We start from the raw sequence: 17,083 nt of genomic DNA on the forward strand, positions 1-17,083 counted from the left end.
GCGACGTGATCGCGCAATGCCATTTCTCTATCTGTTCTTGTTCCGGGGAGCTTTCATGCGTACCGCTCGATCCGTTCACGCCTTGCGTCTTTTGTGCGTTGCCGCTGCTGTGGCGGTTGGGAGCGCACTGGCGCCGGCCCACGCACAGAACGCCACGGGTAGCGTGGCTACGGGCACGTATGGCCTCCCCGATTTTGCCGATCTGGTCGAGAAGGTGAGCCCCGCTGTCGTCAACATTCGGACAACCGAGAAGGTCCGTATGCAGCAGGGTGGTCCGAACGATGACGACATGGCCGAATTTTTCCGCCGCTTCTTCGGGGTACCGATGCCGGGCATGCCTGGGCAGGGCCAGAAGCGCCGCAACGCGCCGCCGCAACAGGAAGAAGAGCAAAGCCGTGGTGTTGGGTCTGGCTTCATCATCTCGGGCGATGGCTACATCCTGACCAACGCGCATGTAGTGGAAGGTGCGGAAACCATCTATGTCACGCTAATCGACAAGCGCGAGTACAAGGCCCGGCTGATTGGCCTGGACAAGCGTACCGATGTGGCACTCGTCAAGGTTGAAGCGGGCGGTCTGCCGAGCCTGAAGCTCGGTGATTCCGACAAGGTGCGCGTGGGCGAGTGGGTGCTCGCAATCGGTTCGCCGTTCGGTCTGGACAATACGGTGACGGCCGGCATTGTGTCCGCCAAGGGGCGCGATACGGGCGATTACCTGCCGTTCATCCAATCTGACGTGGCCGTCAACCCAGGTAACTCGGGCGGCCCGCTGATCAACCTGCGAGGCGAGGTGATCGGTATCAACAACCAAATTTATAGCCAAAGCGGCGGCTACATGGGCATCTCGTTCTCGATTCCGATCGACGAAGCGATGCGTGTGGCTGAGCAGTTGAAGGCGACAGGGCGCGTGACACGTGGCCGCATCGGTGTAGCAATCGACAACGTGCCGAAGGACGCAGCGGAGTCGCTGGGTCTGGGCCGTGCGCGCGGCGCCTATGTCGGCAATGTCGAATCGGGCGGTCCGGCGGACAAGGCCGGTATCGAGGCCGGTGACATCGTCTTGAAGTACAACGGCCGCGATGTCGAGAAGGCCGGAGACTTGCAGCGCCAAGTCGGCGAGACCAAGCCGGGCACGCGCGCTACGGTGCAGGTCTGGCGCAAGGGCGCGACGCGTGATCTGACTGTGACGGTCGCCGAGTTGCAGGCCGATACCAAGGTGGCGCAGCGCACCAAGGGCGCGCAGCCTGATAACAGCCAGCAGGGCCCGGGGAAGCCGAATGCGCTGGGACTGGTGGTGGCCGACTTGTCTGACGGCGCGCGTCGCGAGTTCAAGACGAAGAGCGGCGTTGAAGTGCAGGTCTCTGAAGGGCCGGCGGCGCGTGTCGGCATTCGACCGGGTGACCTGATTCTGCGCGTCGGTGATACCGATGTGTCTAGCGCCAAGCAGTTCAACGAGGTGGTCGCCAAGCTCGACAAAAACCGCATGATTGCGGTGTTTGTACGCCGTGGCGATGCGACCCAGGTGGTGACGCTGCGCCCGAGTGCGGCCCGTTCAGGTAGCGGCCAGTGATTGAGTTGACGCTCTACGGGCGCACGTATTGCCATTTGTGCGACGACATGAAGAACGCGCTGGAACTGCTCCGGCGCGGTTTTTCTTTTGTGGTGCACGAGGTGGACGTCGACAGCGATCCAGCGCTGGAAGCGCGGTTTGACGAGCTGGTCCCCGTGCTGATGACGGGTGCCCCAGAGGCAACGCCCGAAGACGCGCGTGAGCTGTGTCACTACTTTCTCGATGTGCCTGCAGTGCAGGCGTGGCTTGCAGCACAGACGGCGCCGACCTGACGCAACGCCGCTGCCGCAAAAAGAGGCGCGGGAAGCCCTCTGAAATCCGGTAAAATCGCCTGTTAGCGCCGATTTTTGCATTGCACGATTTTTGTGCCGCAGCCTCGGCTTGGAACCCCAATACCTCCCGCCGGCGCAGCCAACGCGCGTCGGCCATGCCGGAACCGCTCGCGCTCCCGGCAGACGCGCCCGGGACGGGCGCTTTTCGACGCATTCGATGGACAATATCCGCAATTTCTCGATCATCGCCCACATCGACCACGGCAAATCGACGCTGGCCGATCGCATCATCCAGTTGTGTGGCGGGCTCTCCGACCGCGAGATGGAAGCCCAAGTGCTGGACTCGATGGACATCGAGAAGGAGCGCGGCATCACCATCAAGGCCCAGACCGCAGCGCTGTCCTACAAGGCGCGCGACGGCAAGGTCTATAACCTCAACCTGATCGACACCCCGGGGCATGTTGACTTCAGCTACGAAGTCAGCCGCTCGCTGTCTGCATGCGAAGGTGCTTTGCTGGTGGTCGATGCTTCCCAAGGTGTGGAAGCGCAAACCGTCGCCAACTGTTACACCGCCATCGAGCTGGGCGTGGAAGTTGTGCCGGTGCTCAACAAAATCGACCTGCCTGCGGCCGATCCGGACAACGCGATCCAGGAAATTGAAGACGTCATCGGCATCGACGCGACCGACGCTACGCGCTGCTCCGCCAAGACCGGCGTAGGCGTGGCCGACGTGCTGGAAGCGCTGATCGCCAAGGTGCCGGCGCCCAAGGGTGACCCGGCCGCGCCGCTGCAAGCGCTGATCATCGACTCGTGGTTCGACAACTATGTCGGCGTGGTGATGCTGGTGCGCGTGGTGAATGGCACGCTGCGCGCCAAAGACAAAGTCCTGCTGATGGCAACCGGTGCGCAGCACTTGGTGGAGCAGGTGGGCGTGTTCTCGCCGAAGTCGGTGCCGCGCGAATCCTTGTCTGCCGGGCAGGTAGGCTTTGTCATCGCGGGCATCAAGGAACTGAAGGCTGCCAAGGTGGGTGACACCATTACCCACGTTGCACCGCGCAAGGCCGAGGCGCCGCTGCCGGGCTTCAAGGAAGTCAAGCCGCAGGTGTTTGCCGGCCTGTATCCAGTGGAAGCCAACCAGTACGAAGCGCTGCGCGAATCGCTGGAAAAGCTCAAGCTCAACGACGCGTCGCTGCAGTACGAGCCGGAAGTGTCGCAGGCGCTGGGTTTCGGCTTCCGCTGCGGCTTCCTTGGCCTGTTGCACATGGAGATCGTGCAGGAGCGTCTGGAGCGCGAGTTCGACATGGATCTGATCACCACCGCGCCCACGGTGGTCTATCAGGTGCAACTGCGCGACGGCACGATGGTGCAGGTGGAAAACCCCGCCAAGATGCCCGCGGACCCGAGCAAGATCGAGGCGATTCTCGAGCCGATCGTCACGGTCAATCTGTACATGCCGCAGGATTACGTGGGTGCCGTGATTACGCTGTGCGAGCAGAAGCGCGGCTCGCAGATCAACATGAGCTACCACGGCCGCCAAGTCCAGCTCACGTATGAGATCCCGATGGGCGAGATCGTGCTGGACTTCTTCGATCGGCTGAAATCCGTTTCGCGCGGTTATGCGTCGATGGATTACGAGTTCAAGGAATACCGCGTGTCGGACGTGGTCAAGGTCGACATCCTGATCAACGGCGACAAGGTCGATGCGCTGTCCATCATCGTCCACCGTTCGAACGCCACATATCGTGGCCGTGAAGTGGCCGCCAAGATGCGCGAGATCATTCCGCGCCAGATGTACGACGTGGCCATCCAGGCAGCCATTGGCGCCAACGTGATCGCCCGCGAAAACGTCAAGGCATTGCGCAAGAATGTGCTGGCCAAGTGCTACGGCGGTGATATCTCGCGCAAGAAGAAGCTCCTCGAAAAGCAGAAAGAGGGCAAGAAGCGCATGAAGCAGGTTGGTACCGTTGAAATTCCGCAAGAGGCCTTCCTGGCCATCCTGCGCGTCGAAGAAAAATAATCCAGACATAGCTCGGACGATCTCTCATCCATGAACTTCGCCCTGATTCTGTTTGTTCTCGTCGTCCTCACCGGTATTGCGTGGGTGGCTGACAAGCTTGTGTTTCAGCGCCAGCGTCAGGCGGCTGCGGCCGCGGCACTGGCTGAATTTGATGCGCGTGCGCAGGTGCAAGCGCAGTACGGCGGCGGTGGTGACATCGGTGCCGCGCGTTTGCAACTGGCTGAAGACAAGCTGCGCCAGCCCTGGTGGCTGGAGTACACCGCCAGTTTCTTCCCGGTGATTGCCGCAGTGTTCCTGCTGCGCTCGTTCGTGATCGAGCCATTCAAGATTCCGTCGGGTTCGATGATTCCCACGCTGCAGATTGGCGATTTCATCCTCGTCAACAAGTACACGTATGGCATTCGTTTGCCCATCGTGAACAAGAAGATCGTCGAGTTGAATCAACCGCAACGCGGCGACGTGATGGTCTTTCGCTATCCGAAGGACGAGTCGATGGACTACATCAAGCGCGTGATCGGCGTGCCCGGCGACGTGGTCAAGTACGACAACAAGCGCCTGACCGTGAACGGCCAGCCGGCCACCTACGCACCGCAATCCGATTACCTCGATGGCGAGCGCTTGACGTACTCGAAGCAGTATCAGGAGACGCTGGGCAACGTGACCCACAACATCCTGAATGACGCCGACCGGCCAGCTTATGTCTCGGGGCCGGACGATTTTCCCTTCCGCGAGAACTGCACTTACAATCAGACCGGCTTCACTTGCAAGGTACCTGCAGGTCACTATTTCATGATGGGTGATAATCGCGACAACAGCGCGGACTCCCGCTATTGGGGCTTCGTGCCGGACAAGAACATCGTCGGGAAAGCGTTCTTTATTTGGATGAACCTGGGTGACCTGAAGCGGATCGGTGCTTTCCATTGATCCGATAAGTGACGCAAAAAGCTCTTATGAAAACTCGGCGATTGCAAAACGGGGGAAATGCAATGCGAATTCGTCAGGCCGGTCTGAAACGCCCGTCGCGCGGGATTACGATGTTCGGCATCCTGATCGGCATCATTGTGCTGATCACGTTTGTGTTGCCGGCCATTCGATCCGTCCCAAGCCTGATGGAATACCAGGCCATCACGCGCGCTGTGAAGCAGGCGCGTGAGCGTGCAAGCACGCGCGAGGAAGTGGCCAATGCCTTTGACAAGCAAGCCGCGATTGACGACATCACGTCGATCAAGGGTGAAGATCTGGAAGTGCTGGACGGGGGCGGCTCCATCCAGGCGGTGCGTTTCTCGTACAAGCGCGAGATCCCGTTATATGGCCCCATCGGTCTGGTGATCACCTATTCGGGGACCCAGCGTTGACATGAGTCTGGATGCACTACAGCAACGTCTTGGCTACCGCTTCAGCAAACCAGAGTTGCTGCAGCAGGCGCTCACCCATCGCAGCCACAGTGCGATGCATAACGAGCGCCTGGAATTTCTTGGCGATTCAATCCTGAATTGCGCCGTCGCCGACATGCTCTACGGCATGTTCGGCAAGCTGGACGAGGGCGATCTCTCGCGCGTGCGGGCCAATCTGGTCAAGCAACAGGCGCTGTATGAGATTGCACAGATGTTGCAGTTGCCCGATGCCCTGCGTTTGGGCGAAGGTGAATTGAAAAGCGGTGGTTTCCGCCGGCCTTCCATCCTGGCTGATGCGCTCGAAGCGATTTTCGGGGCGGTGTTCCTCGACGGCGGCTTCGATGCTGCCCGCACGCTGATCCGCAAGCTCTACATCCCGATCCTTGAACAAGTTGATCCGCGCACGCTGGGCAAGGATGCCAAGACGCTGTTGCAGGAGTACCTCCAAGGTCACAAGATTGCGTTGCCCTTGTACACGGTGGTTGCCACCCACGGCGCGGCGCATAATCAGCAATTCGAGGTCGAGTGCTCGATCCCGAAGCTGGAGATTCGCGTCTCCGGCAGCGGGGCATCGCGGCGCGCGGCCGAACAATCGGCGGCCAAGCTGGCCCTGGATGAAGCGCATCGCCTGGTGCCGCAGCTCGTCAAGCGCAGTCGCGCCGAGCGCACCGGCAAGACGCGCAAGCAGGCTACGCCGCCCGATCCGCAGTTGTCTCTCAGGTTGAAGGAATAATCAGGTAAATGAGCGACACCCCCTTGCAGCCTCCGCAGCCAGAATCTGGTGTGCCGGAGGGGTTCCGCTGCGGCATGGTCGCCATTGTTGGGCGGCCGAACGTCGGCAAATCCACGCTGATGAATGCCCTGGTGGGCCAGAAAGTCAGCATCACGTCGCGCAAGGCGCAGACGACGCGCCACCGCATCACCGGCATTCAGACGACGGATGACGCGCAGTTCGTCTTCGTCGATACGCCGGGCTTCCAGACGCGTCACGCCACGGCGCTGAATCGCTCGCTGAACCGCGCGGTCACCTCCACGCTTACGTCGGTGGATGCCGTGTTGTTCGTGGTTGAAGCGGGCCGCTATGGCCCGGACGACGAGAAGGTGCTCTCGCTGCTGCCGCGCGAGACGCCTGTGATCCTGATCGTCAACAAGGTCGACCGGCTCGACGCTTACACGCGCGCCGAGATGGTCGCCGTGTTCCTGCAGGACATGGCACAGGTGTTTCCGTTTGCCGAAATCGTGCCGATGTCGGCCAAGAACCGCGACGACATCGACCGCTTGCTCGGCATCGTGCGCCCGTACCTGCCGGAAGGCGAACCCATGTACGACCCGGAGGCGCTGACCGATCGGAGCGAGCGCTTCCTGGCCGCAGAAATCGTTCGCGAGAAGGTGTTCCGCTGGACTGGCGACGAGCTGCCGTATTCCAGCACGGTCATCGTCGACAAATTCGAGACCGAAGGCCGCCTGCGCCGCGTATTCGTGACCATCCTCGTCGATCGCGACGCGCACAAGGCGATGATCATTGGCGCGAAGGGCGCCAAGCTCAAGCAGATCTCCACCGAAGCCCGCATGGACATGGAAAAACTGTTCGACGGCAAGGTGTATCTCGAGGTCTGGATCAAGGTCAAGAGCGGTTGGGCCGACAACGAAGCCGGCCTGCGCGCCTACGGCTACGAGTAACCGCCTAACCGGGCCACTCTACACACGCTCGATGGCGGGACGATCCGATCCGATTCCGGACGAAGCCGCGGAATGGCTCGCCGAGGAAAGCGTAGCCGGCGCCGCGCCGCGCAAAAGCTTTCCTGCCGGGCGTTCCGAAACACGCGTTGCTGCGCAGCCGGCCTTCGTGCTGCACAGTTACCCGTATCGGGAGACCAGCCTCATCATCGATGTCTTCACGCCGGACTATGGGCGCATGGCCCTGGTCGCCAAGGGGGCCAAGCGACCGCATTCGGCCCTGCGTGCGGTGTTGCAGACGTTCCAGCCGCTGTCGCTCTCCTGGAGCGGGCGCGGTGATGTGCGCACGCTGACCCGTGCCGAGTGGGTGGGCGGCATGCTGCCGCTGGGCGGGGAGGGGCTGCTATCCGGTTTCTATCTGAACGAACTGCTCGTCAAATTCGTCGCCCGCGAAGACGGGCACCCGGTACTGTTCGCACATTACGTCGAAACGCTCAATAAGCTGGCCCATGGTGAACCTGCTGCCTTCACGCTGCGCGCGTTCGAACGTGTGCTATTGAGGGAGACTGGCTTTGCCGCGCAGCTCGACCGCTGCATCGACGGTGAGCCCGTGCAGGCCGACGCCGAATATGTCTATCACCCGGAGCGCGGCATTCGGCGGACACTGCAGAGCGATCCATCGTCCTGGCCTGTTTTGCGGGGCCAGACGCTGATCGACATGGAGCGCGACGATTACGCCTCACGTCCAACGACCGCGCAGCAAAGCCGCAGCCTGATGCGTTTCCTGCTGCATTATCATTTGCATGGCACGCCGCTTTCGACGCGCCAGATCCTGATCGACTTGCAGAAACTATGATCTTTCATGCCTCGCCGGGAATCATCGACCTGGGCATCAACATCGACCACGTCGCCACGCTGCGCAACGCGCGCGGCACCACTTACCCGGACCCGATCGCCGCGGCGCTGCTGGCTGAAGAAGCCGGCGCTGATCTCATCACGCTGCACCTGCGCGAAGATCGCCGCCACATCAAGGATGCCGATGTGCGCGCGCTGCGGCCGCAGCTGCGCACGCGCATGAACCTGGAGTGCGCCGTCACGCAGGAGATGCTCGACATCGCGTGCGACATCGGCCCACAGGATGTCTGCCTCGTGCCCGAGCGCCGTCAGGAAGTCACCACCGAGGGCGGTCTGGATGTGGTGGGCGGTTTTGCCAAGGTGCAGGCTGCCTGCAAGCAACTGGCCGATGCAGGCATCCGCGTGTCGCTGTTCATCGATCCGGATGCCGCACAGATCGAGGCTGCAGCCGCTGCCGGTGCGCCCGTCATCGAACTGCACACGGGCCGCTATGCCGAAGCGACGGACGACGCCGAGTTGCGGGCGGAACTCGTCCGCATCGAAACGGCGGTGGAAGAGGGCATCCGCTGGGGCGTGCGCGTGAACGCCGGCCACGGCCTCCACTACACGAACGTGCAGCCGATTGCGGCCCTTGCTGGCATTCACGAACTCAACATCGGCCACGCCGTCGTTGCGCATGCGGTGTTTGCCGGCTGGCAGAACGCAGTGCGTGAGATGAAGGCGATCATGGTTGCGGCCCGGCTGTCGTCCACGACGCCGGCGGCCGCTCACCCCGGCGTGCCCGTATGAACGAACGCGCCGCCGCCGCGGCGTCCGGTGCGATTTACGGCATCGGCACCGACATCATCCAGATCGAACGCGTCGAAGGCGTGATGCAGCGGACCCACGGCCGCTTCGCCGAAAAGGTGCTGGGGCCCGATGAGCTGCGCGTCTACCATGCCCGCAAGGCGCGCTCGGAGCGCCGCGGGCTCGCGTTTCTTGCCACGCGCTTTGCCGCCAAAGAGGCCGTGTCCAAGGCCATCGGCCTCGGCATGCGCTGGCCGATGACGTGGCGGGCGGTACAGACGCTCAACTTGCCATCCGGCCAGCCGGTCGTGCGCTATAGCGGCGAACTGGCCGACTGGATTGCGCAGCACGGCCTTCATATCCAGATCAGCGTGACGGACGAACGCGACTACGCGGTCGCCTTCGCCGTCGCCGAGTTGCAAACCAAATCCTCCGCATGACTCAAACCAAGAAGCAGAAGCACCCCGGCCCAATCGTTCTGGATGTTGCCGGCCTTGAACTTGGCCCCGACGATGTTCGCCGCATTGCCCATCCGTTGACGGGTGGCGTGATCCTGTTCGCGCGCAACTTCGAATCGCGCGCGCAATTGACCGCGCTGACGCAGGCCATTCGCGCGATTCGGAGCGACGTGCTCATTTGCATCGACCACGAAGGCGGACGCGTGCAGCGCGCCAAGACCGACGGCTTTACGCACCTGCCCGCCATGGGCGCGCTGGGCAAGCTCTGGGACACCGACGTGCTGGCCGCCACGCGCGCTGCCACGGCTTGCGGCTACGTGCTGGCCGCCGAACTGCGCGCGTGCGATATCGACCTGAGCTTCACGCCCGTGCTCGATCTCGACTATGGCAGCAGCAGTGTGATCGGCGATCGCGCGTTCCATCGCGACCCGCGCGTGGTAACCATGCTGGCCAACCACTTGACGCTGGGCCTGCGCTTGGCCGGCATGTCGAACTGCGGCAAGCATTTCCCCGGCCACGGCTACGTCCAGGCGGATTCGCATATCGCTGTACCGGTGGACGAGCGCCCGCTGGAGGCCATTCTCGCTGACGACGCGCAGCCGTACGGGTGGATGGGAATCGGTCTGCAGTCGGTGATGCCGGCGCACGTGATTTACTCGGCCGTTGATCCGAATCCAGCGGGCTTCTCTCGCTTTTGGCTGCAGGACATGCTGCGCGCGCATTTCAACTTCGACGGCGTGATCTTCAGCGATGACCTGAGCATGGAAGGCGCGAGCGTAGCCGGCACGGTCGTCGACGGCGCGCGAGCGGCGCTCACGGCCGGCTGCGACATGGTGCTGATCTGCAATGCGCCGGAAAAGGCCGATCAACTGCTCGGCGAGTTGGATGTGCCGATGGGCAAGGCGTCGCAGCGGCGCGTGCGTCGGCTGTTTGGCGGTCGTGCCGTGAAGGACTGGACGAAGCTACAACAGCAATCGGCTTACCGGCAGGCGCTGCGTACGTTGCGCGAGGCGAAACTCATCAAGTAGCGTCGAAACGCCAAGAAGATTGATCGCAAAAGAAAAGGCTCCCGAGGGAGCCTTTCTTCTTGCTGCGACGCCAGCTTACTTGGCGCGGCTACGGTACTCGTCGGTACGCGTGTCGATTTCGATCTTCTCGCCGATGTTGCAGAACAGCGGGACCATGATCGTGAATTCTTCGTTGTCGTTGATGCGAGCCGCCTTCAGAACCTTGCCCGACGACGTGTCGCCCTTGACGGCGGGTTCGGTGTAGACGATTTCGCGGACAACCGTGGTCGGCAGTTCCACCGAGATGGCGTTCTCGTTGTAGAACGTCACTTCCACCTTCATGCCGTCTTGCAGGTAGTTCAGTGCGCTGCCCATGGCGGCGGGCTCAACGTTGTACTGTTCGTACGTGACCGGGTCCATGAACACGTACATCGTGCCGTCGAAGTAGGAGTACTCGGCTTCCTTCTTCTCCAGGATGACTTGGTCCATCTTGTCGTCGGCGTTGAACACCGACTCGCCGCCTGCGCCCGTCAGCAGGTTCTTGTACTTCATCTTGACGACGGCGCCCGAACGGCCCGAACGGCTGTACTCGGTCTTGAGCACGACCATCGCGTCGTTGCCGATCATGAACACGTTGCCAGCGCGGAGTTCTTGCGCGATTTTCAAAGCCATTTCAAATTTCCTGAGAGTAAGAGGGTTCGATGCGCGCCAAGCAACGAAGCACCGCGCGATACCCTCCGGGCCGCGCGAACCAGGTCAGAGCCGGGGGTCGCATACAGATCAGCCCGCTATTTTACCTGTTTTTCGCAAAATGCCACCAAATTCGCGGCGAGATCGCCTAGTTGCATCAAGCTTTGCTCCCACGTGACGGCTCGTGCGCGCAGGTGCTCTGCGGTGGCAGCAAAGTCCGCCCAGTTGAGTGACGCCGGCGCACCATTCCAGGCGTGCCAGAAGGCGATCAGCGCTTTGGCATCGGCCTCTGCCAGGGCGGGGGTATAGCGGGCCAGAAATGCGTCCAGCTTCGTGAGGTGCACGTCGTCGCTTTGCGGGTAGATGTGCCAGACAAAGGGCTTCAGCGCCCATTGAGCCCGTACGAACGAGTCTTCCCCGCGCACGAAGTTGATGTCGCAAGCCCAGAGCAGCGGGTCGTAATGCTCCTGCGGCACGAATGGCACGACGGCTACGCTCAGGTTGCCGCGCGTCCAGCGAGCACCTGTCTTGGCGCCACCGGCGTCACCCAGGAGCTCGGCGATCTGCTGGGCGGCCAAGCCCTCCGGGACCAAGCAGATCACCAGTTGGGGCGATGCTTCCCATTGAGCGACCAGCATTGGCAGCGCCGGGTTGGCATAGGCGAACAGGCTCACTCGCAGGGCGTCAGGGTTGTCGCGTATCACGTCGTCGACGCCGAGGCGGTGCCACAACGCCTGGTGGGCGGCGGGGCTTGCCTCGAACGTCTTGCGTTGGGCGCCAAGATGCGATTCTCGCAGTACGCCGCCGGTGTTGCGCGCAAAACCGGGGAAGAAGAAGTGTTTGACGAGCGGCAGTCGCAGATGTGGCGACTGCATCGCGTGATGCTCGGCCACCCAGTTCTCGGCGCTCAGGTATTCCAGGTTGATCCAAACCGGTGCCGTGCCTTGGGATGCCCGCTCGGCCATGAGCGTCAGCACTGGCTCCGGGACAGCGCATGCGAACGCGCCAATCACCACGTCGTGCAAGGCGGGGTGTGCATCAGCGGCAAGAAGGTTACCCACTTGCGCATCGTCAGTCCATTGGCGGATATCAACGCCCGAGACGCGCTGCGCGTCGGCTTGAGCGTCGACTGCGGGGCAGATCCTTTCGAATGAGCGGAGATCGTCGACCCACAGTCGGACCGTATGGCCGTGCTCCTGTACGAGCTGGCGGGCCAGGCGCCAGCAGACGCCGATGTCGCCGTAATTGTCGACGACGCGGCAGAAGAGATCCCAGGATGTGATGGTGCGCATGCAGGAAGGCCAGCAGGGCAGCGAGGAAGATGGGCCGACATTGTAGTCGGCGGCTTGTTCTACACTGACGGCCTCTGATCCCGCGAACGCCATGTCGTCCGACCCCACGCAACCCCAGCCCCCTGAGACGCCCGAGAGCGTTGAGCCCAGCGCGCCCGCAACTGCGCCCGAATTCGACGCGAAAGCGCACATCGCGCGCCTGCCGAACCTGCCGGGCGTGTATCGCTACTTTGATGCGCAGGGCAACGTGCTCTATGTGGGCAAGGCACGCGACCTCAAGAAGCGCGTGTCGAGCTACTTCAACAAAACGCTGCTTTCGCCGCGCATCGCGATGATGGTGGCGAAGATCGCGCGCATCGACACCACCGTGGTGCGCAGCGAGGCTGAAGCGCTGCTGCTCGAGAACAACCTCATCAAGGCGCTGGCGCCGCGCTACAACATCCTGTTTCGCGACGACAAGTCGTATCCGTATCTGAAGCTCACGCAGCACGCATATCCGCGCATGGCGTATTACCGCGGCGCGACCGATCGCAAGCACCAGTACTTCGGGCCATTCCCGAGTGCGCATGCCGTGCGCGAGAGCATGCAAATCCTGCAGAAGGTGTTCCAGCTCCGCACGTGCGAAGACACGGTCTTCAACAACCGCACGCGGCCGTGCCTGCTGCATCAGATCCATCGCTGCAGCGGCCCGTGCGTGCAAGCGATCAGCGCAGAGGATTACGCGCGTGACGTCGCCAATGCGGCCGGCTTCCTGCAAGGCCGTCAGGACGAGGTCATGCAGACGCTGCAGGACAAGATGCAGCGCTACGCCGAGTCGCTGGCGTTCGAGCAGGCCGCTATCGTGCGCGACCAGATCGGCGCGTTGTCGACGGTGCTCAAGCAGCAGTCTGTGGAAGAAGTCGGCCACGCCAGCGACATCGACATCCTGGCCGTTGCCATCAAGGGCGGCCACGCCTGCGTGAACCTCGCGATGGTGCGCGGCGGGCGCCACCTGGGTGACAAGGCTTACTTTCCAACGCACGTGGAAGAGGGTGCCGCGATTGTCGGCGTGGATGTGGAAGCCGACGGCGAGCCGGCGGCAGAAGCGCCGCGCGATGCCGAACGCATGGCCAGCGACATCCTCGAAGCCTTCGTTGCGCAGCACTATCTCGATCAGTTTGTGCCGCCGGTGCTGGTGGTCAGTCATCAGATTCACGCAACCGAGCTGATCGACGCGTTGGCCGAGCAGGCCGGGCGCCGCGTTTCGGTTGTGCGCCAGCCGCAGGGCGGGCGCCGCGCATGGCTCGAGATGGCGGAGAAGGGCGCTGAGCTGTCGCTGATGCGCCGGCTTTCCGAGCAAGGCAGCCAGCAGGCCCGCACGCTCGCGCTGGCCGAGACCATCGGCATTGATCTCGAAGACCTTGCTGCGCTGCGGGTCGAGTGCTTCGACATCAGCCACACCGCTGGCGAAGCCACGCAGGCCTCGTGCGTGGTCTTTCACAGCCACGCCATGCAAAACAGCGAATACCGCCGCTACAACATCCAGGACATCACCCCCGGTGACGACTACGCGGCCATGCGGCAAGTTCTCACGCGCCGCTACCAGAAGATCGTCGAGCAAGCTGGCGAGGACGCCCCCAACATGCCGAGCATCGTGCTGATCGACGGCGGCAAGGGGCAGGTGGAAGTCGCGCGACAGGTCTTTGAAGAGCTGGGGCTGGATATTGGATTGCTCGTCGGCGTGGCCAAGGGCGAGGGACGCAAGGTCGGCCTGGAAACGCTCATCTTTGCCGATGGCCGTCCGTCACTGGAGCTGGGGCAGGGCAGTGCCGCGCTGATGCTCGTCGCGCAGATTCGCGATGAAGCGCACCGCTTTGCCATCACCGGCATGCGCGCCAAGCGGGCCAAGGCGCGCAACACGTCACGGCTGGAAGAGATCGAAGGCATTGGCGCAAAGCGTCGGCAGCGTTTGCTGGCGCGCTTTGGTGGCCTGCGTGGCGTGATGGCGGCGAGCGTCGATGAACTTGCCACGGTGGAAGGCATCTCGCGGACCCTGGCCGAAGAAATCTACCGTCAGCTGCATTGATCGGCGACAATGCCCCATCTTGTCGCGTGGGTCCGAGCTCGCGCGGCGGTTGTCCTCTCGATTTGCCATGCCTTTCAACTTCCCGATCCTCCTGACCTGGTTGCGTGTGGCCATGATCCCGCTGGTGGTGGGCGTGTTCTACGTGCCGGACACCTGGATGGCACTGCCTGCCAAGAACCTGACGGCTGCGGTGTTTTTCATCGTCGCAAGCCTCACCGATTGGTTCGACGGCTTTCTTGCTCGCCGCTGGAACCAGACCTCCGCCTTCGGGGCCTTCCTCGATCCCGTGGCCGACAAGCTGATGGTGGCCGCGGCCCTGCTGGTGCTGCTGTCATTGGGCCGCGTGTCAGACGTCATCGCGCTCGTCATCATCGGCCGCGAGATCACCATCTCTGCCCTACGTGAGTGGATGGCCCAAATTGGCGCGTCGAAGAGCGTGGCCGTGAACTTCCTCGGCAAGCTGAAGACGACCTTCCAGATGATTGCGATTCCGTTGCTGCTGTTCGAGGGCCGCCTGTTCGACATGATCGACGCGCAGGTGTGGGGCACGTGGCTGATTTACGTGGCGGCGGTGCTTACGCTGTGGTCGATGGCGTACTACATGAAGCTCGCCTGGCCGCAGATTCGCGAGCGCGCAAAATGAGGCTGTAAAAACTCTTGCGCAAAACTGTTGACGAGGACGATTCTTCTTTGCCATAATCTCGTTCTCGCGTTGCAGTGATGTGACGCAAACGGTCTGGCAGCACAAAGGTTGTACGGCAGTGCTGGTAGCCAAAATGCGGGAATAGCTCAGTTGGTAGAGCGCAACCTTGCCAAGGTTGAGGTCGCGAGTTCGAGCCTCGTTTCCCGCTCCAGTTTGAAATATGTGGCCGTGTTGATGTGATGGCGCGGCGGCATAACCGGTTACGCGGGAATAGCTCAGTTGGTAGAGCGCAACCTTGCCAAGGTTGAGGTCGCGAGTTCGAGCCTCGTTTCCCGCTCCAATCCCGAAGGGAAGCCTTGCTTCCCTTTTTCTTTATCGGCACGGCAAGCACGCGGTTCTCCACGAATTGCTACAATGCGGTGCTGAGCCCCTGGCGGGGTAGCAAAGTGGTTATGCAGCGGCCTGCAAAGCCGTGTACGCCGGTTCGATTCCGGCCTCCGCCTCCAGAACGCAAAAAAAAAGCCCCGACTGGTTCGGGGCTTTTTGTTTTTGCATCGTGCGCGATGCGCGTGCTTCGGGCTGAGCGTTCCTCGCCGTGCATTCTTCTGTTTGGACAGCGCACACCTCAGCGTTGATGCAGCCGCCATCGGTGTCGCCAGCCAATCCCTTCAGCCAAGTGGTTGCATAAGAAAACCAGGTTGCCTAGACTCAAGTGGTTTTAAATTAAAACCAAATGAGGTAGCAGATGCCCCCTGATTGTGTTGCCGAGCATTCGTCTACCGGGCGTGCCAGTCCCTCCCGGGTGTTGCCGCACGCGTGGGTTGCCATGCTGGCGCTTTGCGCAGCGGCTAGCGTATCGAACGTCTACTTTGCCCAGCCGCTGCTCGAACCGCTGGCCCGTGACTTTGCGCTCAGCGATGTCTGGGCCGGCGGCATCATCGGTGCAACGCAGGCTGGCTGCGCACTTGCCCTGGCGCTAGTCGTGCCGTTAGGGGATCGCTGGCCGCGCAAGCCGCTGCTTCTGGTGCAGCTCGTCTTGCTCACACTGGCGTTGCTCGCGGTAGCACTTGCACCGGTGCGCTGCTGGTTGCTGCTTGGCATGTTTTCCGTTGGTTTGCTGGGCACAGCGATGACGCAAGGACTGATCGCCTGCGCCGCCGCGTTGGCGCAATCGGCGGAGCGCGGGCGTATGGTAGGTGCGGTGCAGGGTGGGGTCGTGATCGGTCTCTTGCTGGCGCGCGCCGTGGCGGGCTTGATTGCGGATGCCGCAGGCTGGCGTGCCGTCTATATGGTGTCAGCCGGTCTTTCGGCAGCGATGCTGTTTATGCTCTGGCGCTCACTACCGGCACCGCCGACTGCGCTTTCGTCAATGAGATATACGGCGCTCCTGCGCTCGATGTGGCAACTTCTGATGACCGAACGTGTGTTGCAGGCGCGCGGCCTGATCGGTTTGTTGATGTTCGCGGCGTTCAATGTCTTCTGGAGCGCGATGGCGCTGGCTCTGAGTGCGCCGCCCTATGCGTTCTCGCCGGCAGGCATTGGAGCATTCGGTTTGGTCGGTGCGATTGGTGCGGTGGCTGCCGCGCGAGCCGGGCATCTGGCGGACCGTGGTTGGGCGCAGATGGCGACGGGCGTCGCCTTGGGTTTGTTGCTGCTCGCGTGGTGGCCGCTCGGTCTCGGATTGCAGCATCTGGCGTGGTTGATCGCCGGCGTGATTCTGTTGGACCTGGGTGGGCAAGCGGTGCACGTGCTCAACCAGAGTCTGATTTTTCGCTTGCAGCCAGAGGCGCACAGCCGGCTGGTGGGCGCCTACATGCTGTTCTATGCGGCGGGCAGTGGGTTCGGAGCGGTGACTTCGACGCTGGTGTATGCGTCGGCCGGCTGGTCAGGGGTGTGTGTTCTGGGGGCCGCTCTCAGCTTGGCGGCGCTGGTGTTCTGGGCGGCGACCGCGGCTTGGACGCGCAAGCGAGACAGCTAGCGGCAGGTTCTGCAACGAGGACCTGGAGGCAGCGTATACCAGGTAGGGCCTCCAGCCCGTTGGTCGGCTCCTATACTTCCTGAGACCTCGCACCTTGTAATGGCGCGATAAAAAATGATAGAACGCCAGGGAAACCCGGCTCTGCGCTTAGCTTTTCACAATTGTTTGCAATATGACAGAGGCGGCCTTTTAGCATGAGCTGGGCTCAAGCCGGCGTGCCACACATGCTGGCGGGGCGTGGGTAAGGTCTTGCGCGGCGGACACGTGCCGCGCCGATGGTGGCTGGTGGATCGAACAACGATGCGCCGGTCCGGGACCCCGATCACAACGACGAACGGAGTGAGCCGGCATTTCGCGTAGCGATGCCGGACCCGAAACGGGG

16 protein-coding genes and 3 tRNA genes are annotated in these 17,083 nt (G+C 62.3%); 17 read left to right on the plus strand and 2 right to left on the minus strand.

Annotation, left to right across the window (positions count from 1 at the left end; genetic code table 11):
* The first annotated feature begins 55 nt into the window (after positions 1-55).
* The 11 genes from ACU8YE_RS01985 (at position 56) to nagZ (ending at position 10,054) form a co-directional block, all read left to right on the plus strand.
* Positions 56-1,567 (plus strand): DegQ family serine endoprotease, encoded by a 1,512-nt coding sequence (locus tag ACU8YE_RS01985; protein ID WP_316868713.1) that lies wholly within the window; start codon positions 56-58, stop codon positions 1,565-1,567.
* Positions 1,564-1,839, plus strand: coding sequence for a glutaredoxin family protein (locus tag ACU8YE_RS01990; protein WP_446927997.1), 276 nt, complete (start codon positions 1,564-1,566; stop codon positions 1,837-1,839). Before ACU8YE_RS01985 ends, ACU8YE_RS01990 begins: the two co-directional genes overlap by 4 nt.
* A 217-nt stretch (positions 1,840-2,056) precedes the next feature.
* Complete coding sequence (gene lepA / locus ACU8YE_RS01995; protein WP_232042407.1) at positions 2,057-3,856, plus strand: translation elongation factor 4; 1,800 nt, start codon at positions 2,057-2,059, stop codon at positions 3,854-3,856.
* A gap of 30 nt (positions 3,857-3,886) precedes the next feature.
* Entirely contained in the window at positions 3,887-4,780 is an 894-nt protein-coding gene (lepB, locus tag ACU8YE_RS02000) for a signal peptidase I (protein ID WP_027677750.1), read from the plus strand.
* Positions 4,781-4,842: 62 nt separating this feature from the next.
* On the plus strand, positions 4,843-5,211 hold the full coding sequence (locus ACU8YE_RS02005; RefSeq protein ID WP_092971570.1) for a DUF4845 domain-containing protein: 369 nt from the start codon (positions 4,843-4,845) through the stop codon (positions 5,209-5,211).
* 1 nt (position 5,212) lies between these two features.
* The gene (gene rnc / locus ACU8YE_RS02010; protein WP_004635630.1) at positions 5,213-5,983 is read left to right on the plus strand and encodes a ribonuclease III; all 771 of its coding nucleotides are present in this window, start codon (positions 5,213-5,215) and stop codon (positions 5,981-5,983) included.
* Between the two features lie 8 nt (positions 5,984-5,991).
* Positions 5,992-6,930, plus strand: a complete 939-nt coding sequence (gene era / locus ACU8YE_RS02015; protein WP_004635627.1) for a GTPase Era — start codon at positions 5,992-5,994, stop codon at positions 6,928-6,930.
* Positions 6,931-6,961: 31 nt separating this feature from the next.
* Positions 6,962-7,783, plus strand: a complete 822-nt coding sequence (gene recO, locus ACU8YE_RS02020; protein ID WP_446927998.1) for a DNA repair protein RecO — start codon at positions 6,962-6,964, stop codon at positions 7,781-7,783.
* The gene (gene pdxJ, locus ACU8YE_RS02025) at positions 7,780-8,571 is read left to right on the plus strand and encodes a pyridoxine 5'-phosphate synthase (RefSeq protein WP_232042410.1); all 792 of its coding nucleotides are present in this window, start codon (positions 7,780-7,782) and stop codon (positions 8,569-8,571) included. The genes recO and pdxJ overlap by 4 nt, the downstream gene beginning before the upstream one ends.
* Positions 8,568-9,008, plus strand: coding sequence for a holo-ACP synthase (gene acpS, locus ACU8YE_RS02030; RefSeq protein WP_316868719.1), 441 nt, complete (start codon positions 8,568-8,570; stop codon positions 9,006-9,008). Before pdxJ ends, acpS begins: the two co-directional genes overlap by 4 nt.
* Positions 9,005-10,054 (plus strand): beta-N-acetylhexosaminidase, encoded by a 1,050-nt coding sequence (gene nagZ / locus ACU8YE_RS02035; RefSeq protein ID WP_316868720.1) that lies wholly within the window; start codon positions 9,005-9,007, stop codon positions 10,052-10,054. The genes acpS and nagZ overlap by 4 nt, the downstream gene beginning before the upstream one ends.
* 75 nt (positions 10,055-10,129) lie before the next feature.
* Here nagZ and efp read toward each other — a convergent pair whose 3' ends face one another.
* Positions 10,130-10,699: an elongation factor P gene (gene efp, locus ACU8YE_RS02040; RefSeq protein ID WP_024542043.1), complete on the minus strand. Its 570-nt coding sequence runs from the start codon at positions 10,697-10,699 to the stop codon at positions 10,130-10,132.
* A gap of 122 nt (positions 10,700-10,821) precedes the next feature.
* Positions 10,822-12,015 carry an elongation factor P maturation arginine rhamnosyltransferase EarP gene (gene earP, locus ACU8YE_RS02045; protein ID WP_446927999.1) on the minus strand — a complete coding sequence of 398 codons (1,194 nt, stop codon included), beginning with the start codon at positions 12,013-12,015 and terminating at the stop codon, positions 10,822-10,824.
* 91 nt (positions 12,016-12,106) lie between these two features.
* Between earP and uvrC the strand changes: the two genes are divergently transcribed.
* From uvrC to ACU8YE_RS02075, 6 genes are all read left to right on the plus strand, one after another.
* Positions 12,107-14,080 (plus strand): excinuclease ABC subunit UvrC, encoded by a 1,974-nt coding sequence (gene uvrC / locus ACU8YE_RS02050; RefSeq protein WP_446928000.1) that lies wholly within the window; start codon positions 12,107-12,109, stop codon positions 14,078-14,080.
* A 67-nt stretch (positions 14,081-14,147) separates the two neighbouring features.
* The gene (gene pgsA / locus ACU8YE_RS02055) at positions 14,148-14,723 is read left to right on the plus strand and encodes a CDP-diacylglycerol--glycerol-3-phosphate 3-phosphatidyltransferase (protein ID WP_232042414.1); all 576 of its coding nucleotides are present in this window, start codon (positions 14,148-14,150) and stop codon (positions 14,721-14,723) included.
* A 135-nt stretch (positions 14,724-14,858) separates the two neighbouring features.
* A tRNA-Gly gene (locus ACU8YE_RS02060) sits at positions 14,859-14,934 on the plus strand.
* Between the two features lie 53 nt (positions 14,935-14,987).
* Positions 14,988-15,063: transfer RNA gene (locus ACU8YE_RS02065), tRNA-Gly, on the plus strand.
* Positions 15,064-15,155: 92 nt separating this feature from the next.
* A tRNA-Cys gene (locus tag ACU8YE_RS02070) sits at positions 15,156-15,229 on the plus strand.
* A 239-nt stretch (positions 15,230-15,468) separates the two neighbouring features.
* Entirely contained in the window at positions 15,469-16,701 is a 1,233-nt protein-coding gene (locus tag ACU8YE_RS02075; RefSeq protein WP_446928001.1) for an MFS transporter, read from the plus strand.
* Positions 16,702-17,083 lie beyond the last annotated feature (382 nt).

It is taken from the genome of Ralstonia sp. VS2407, assembly GCF_052950655.1.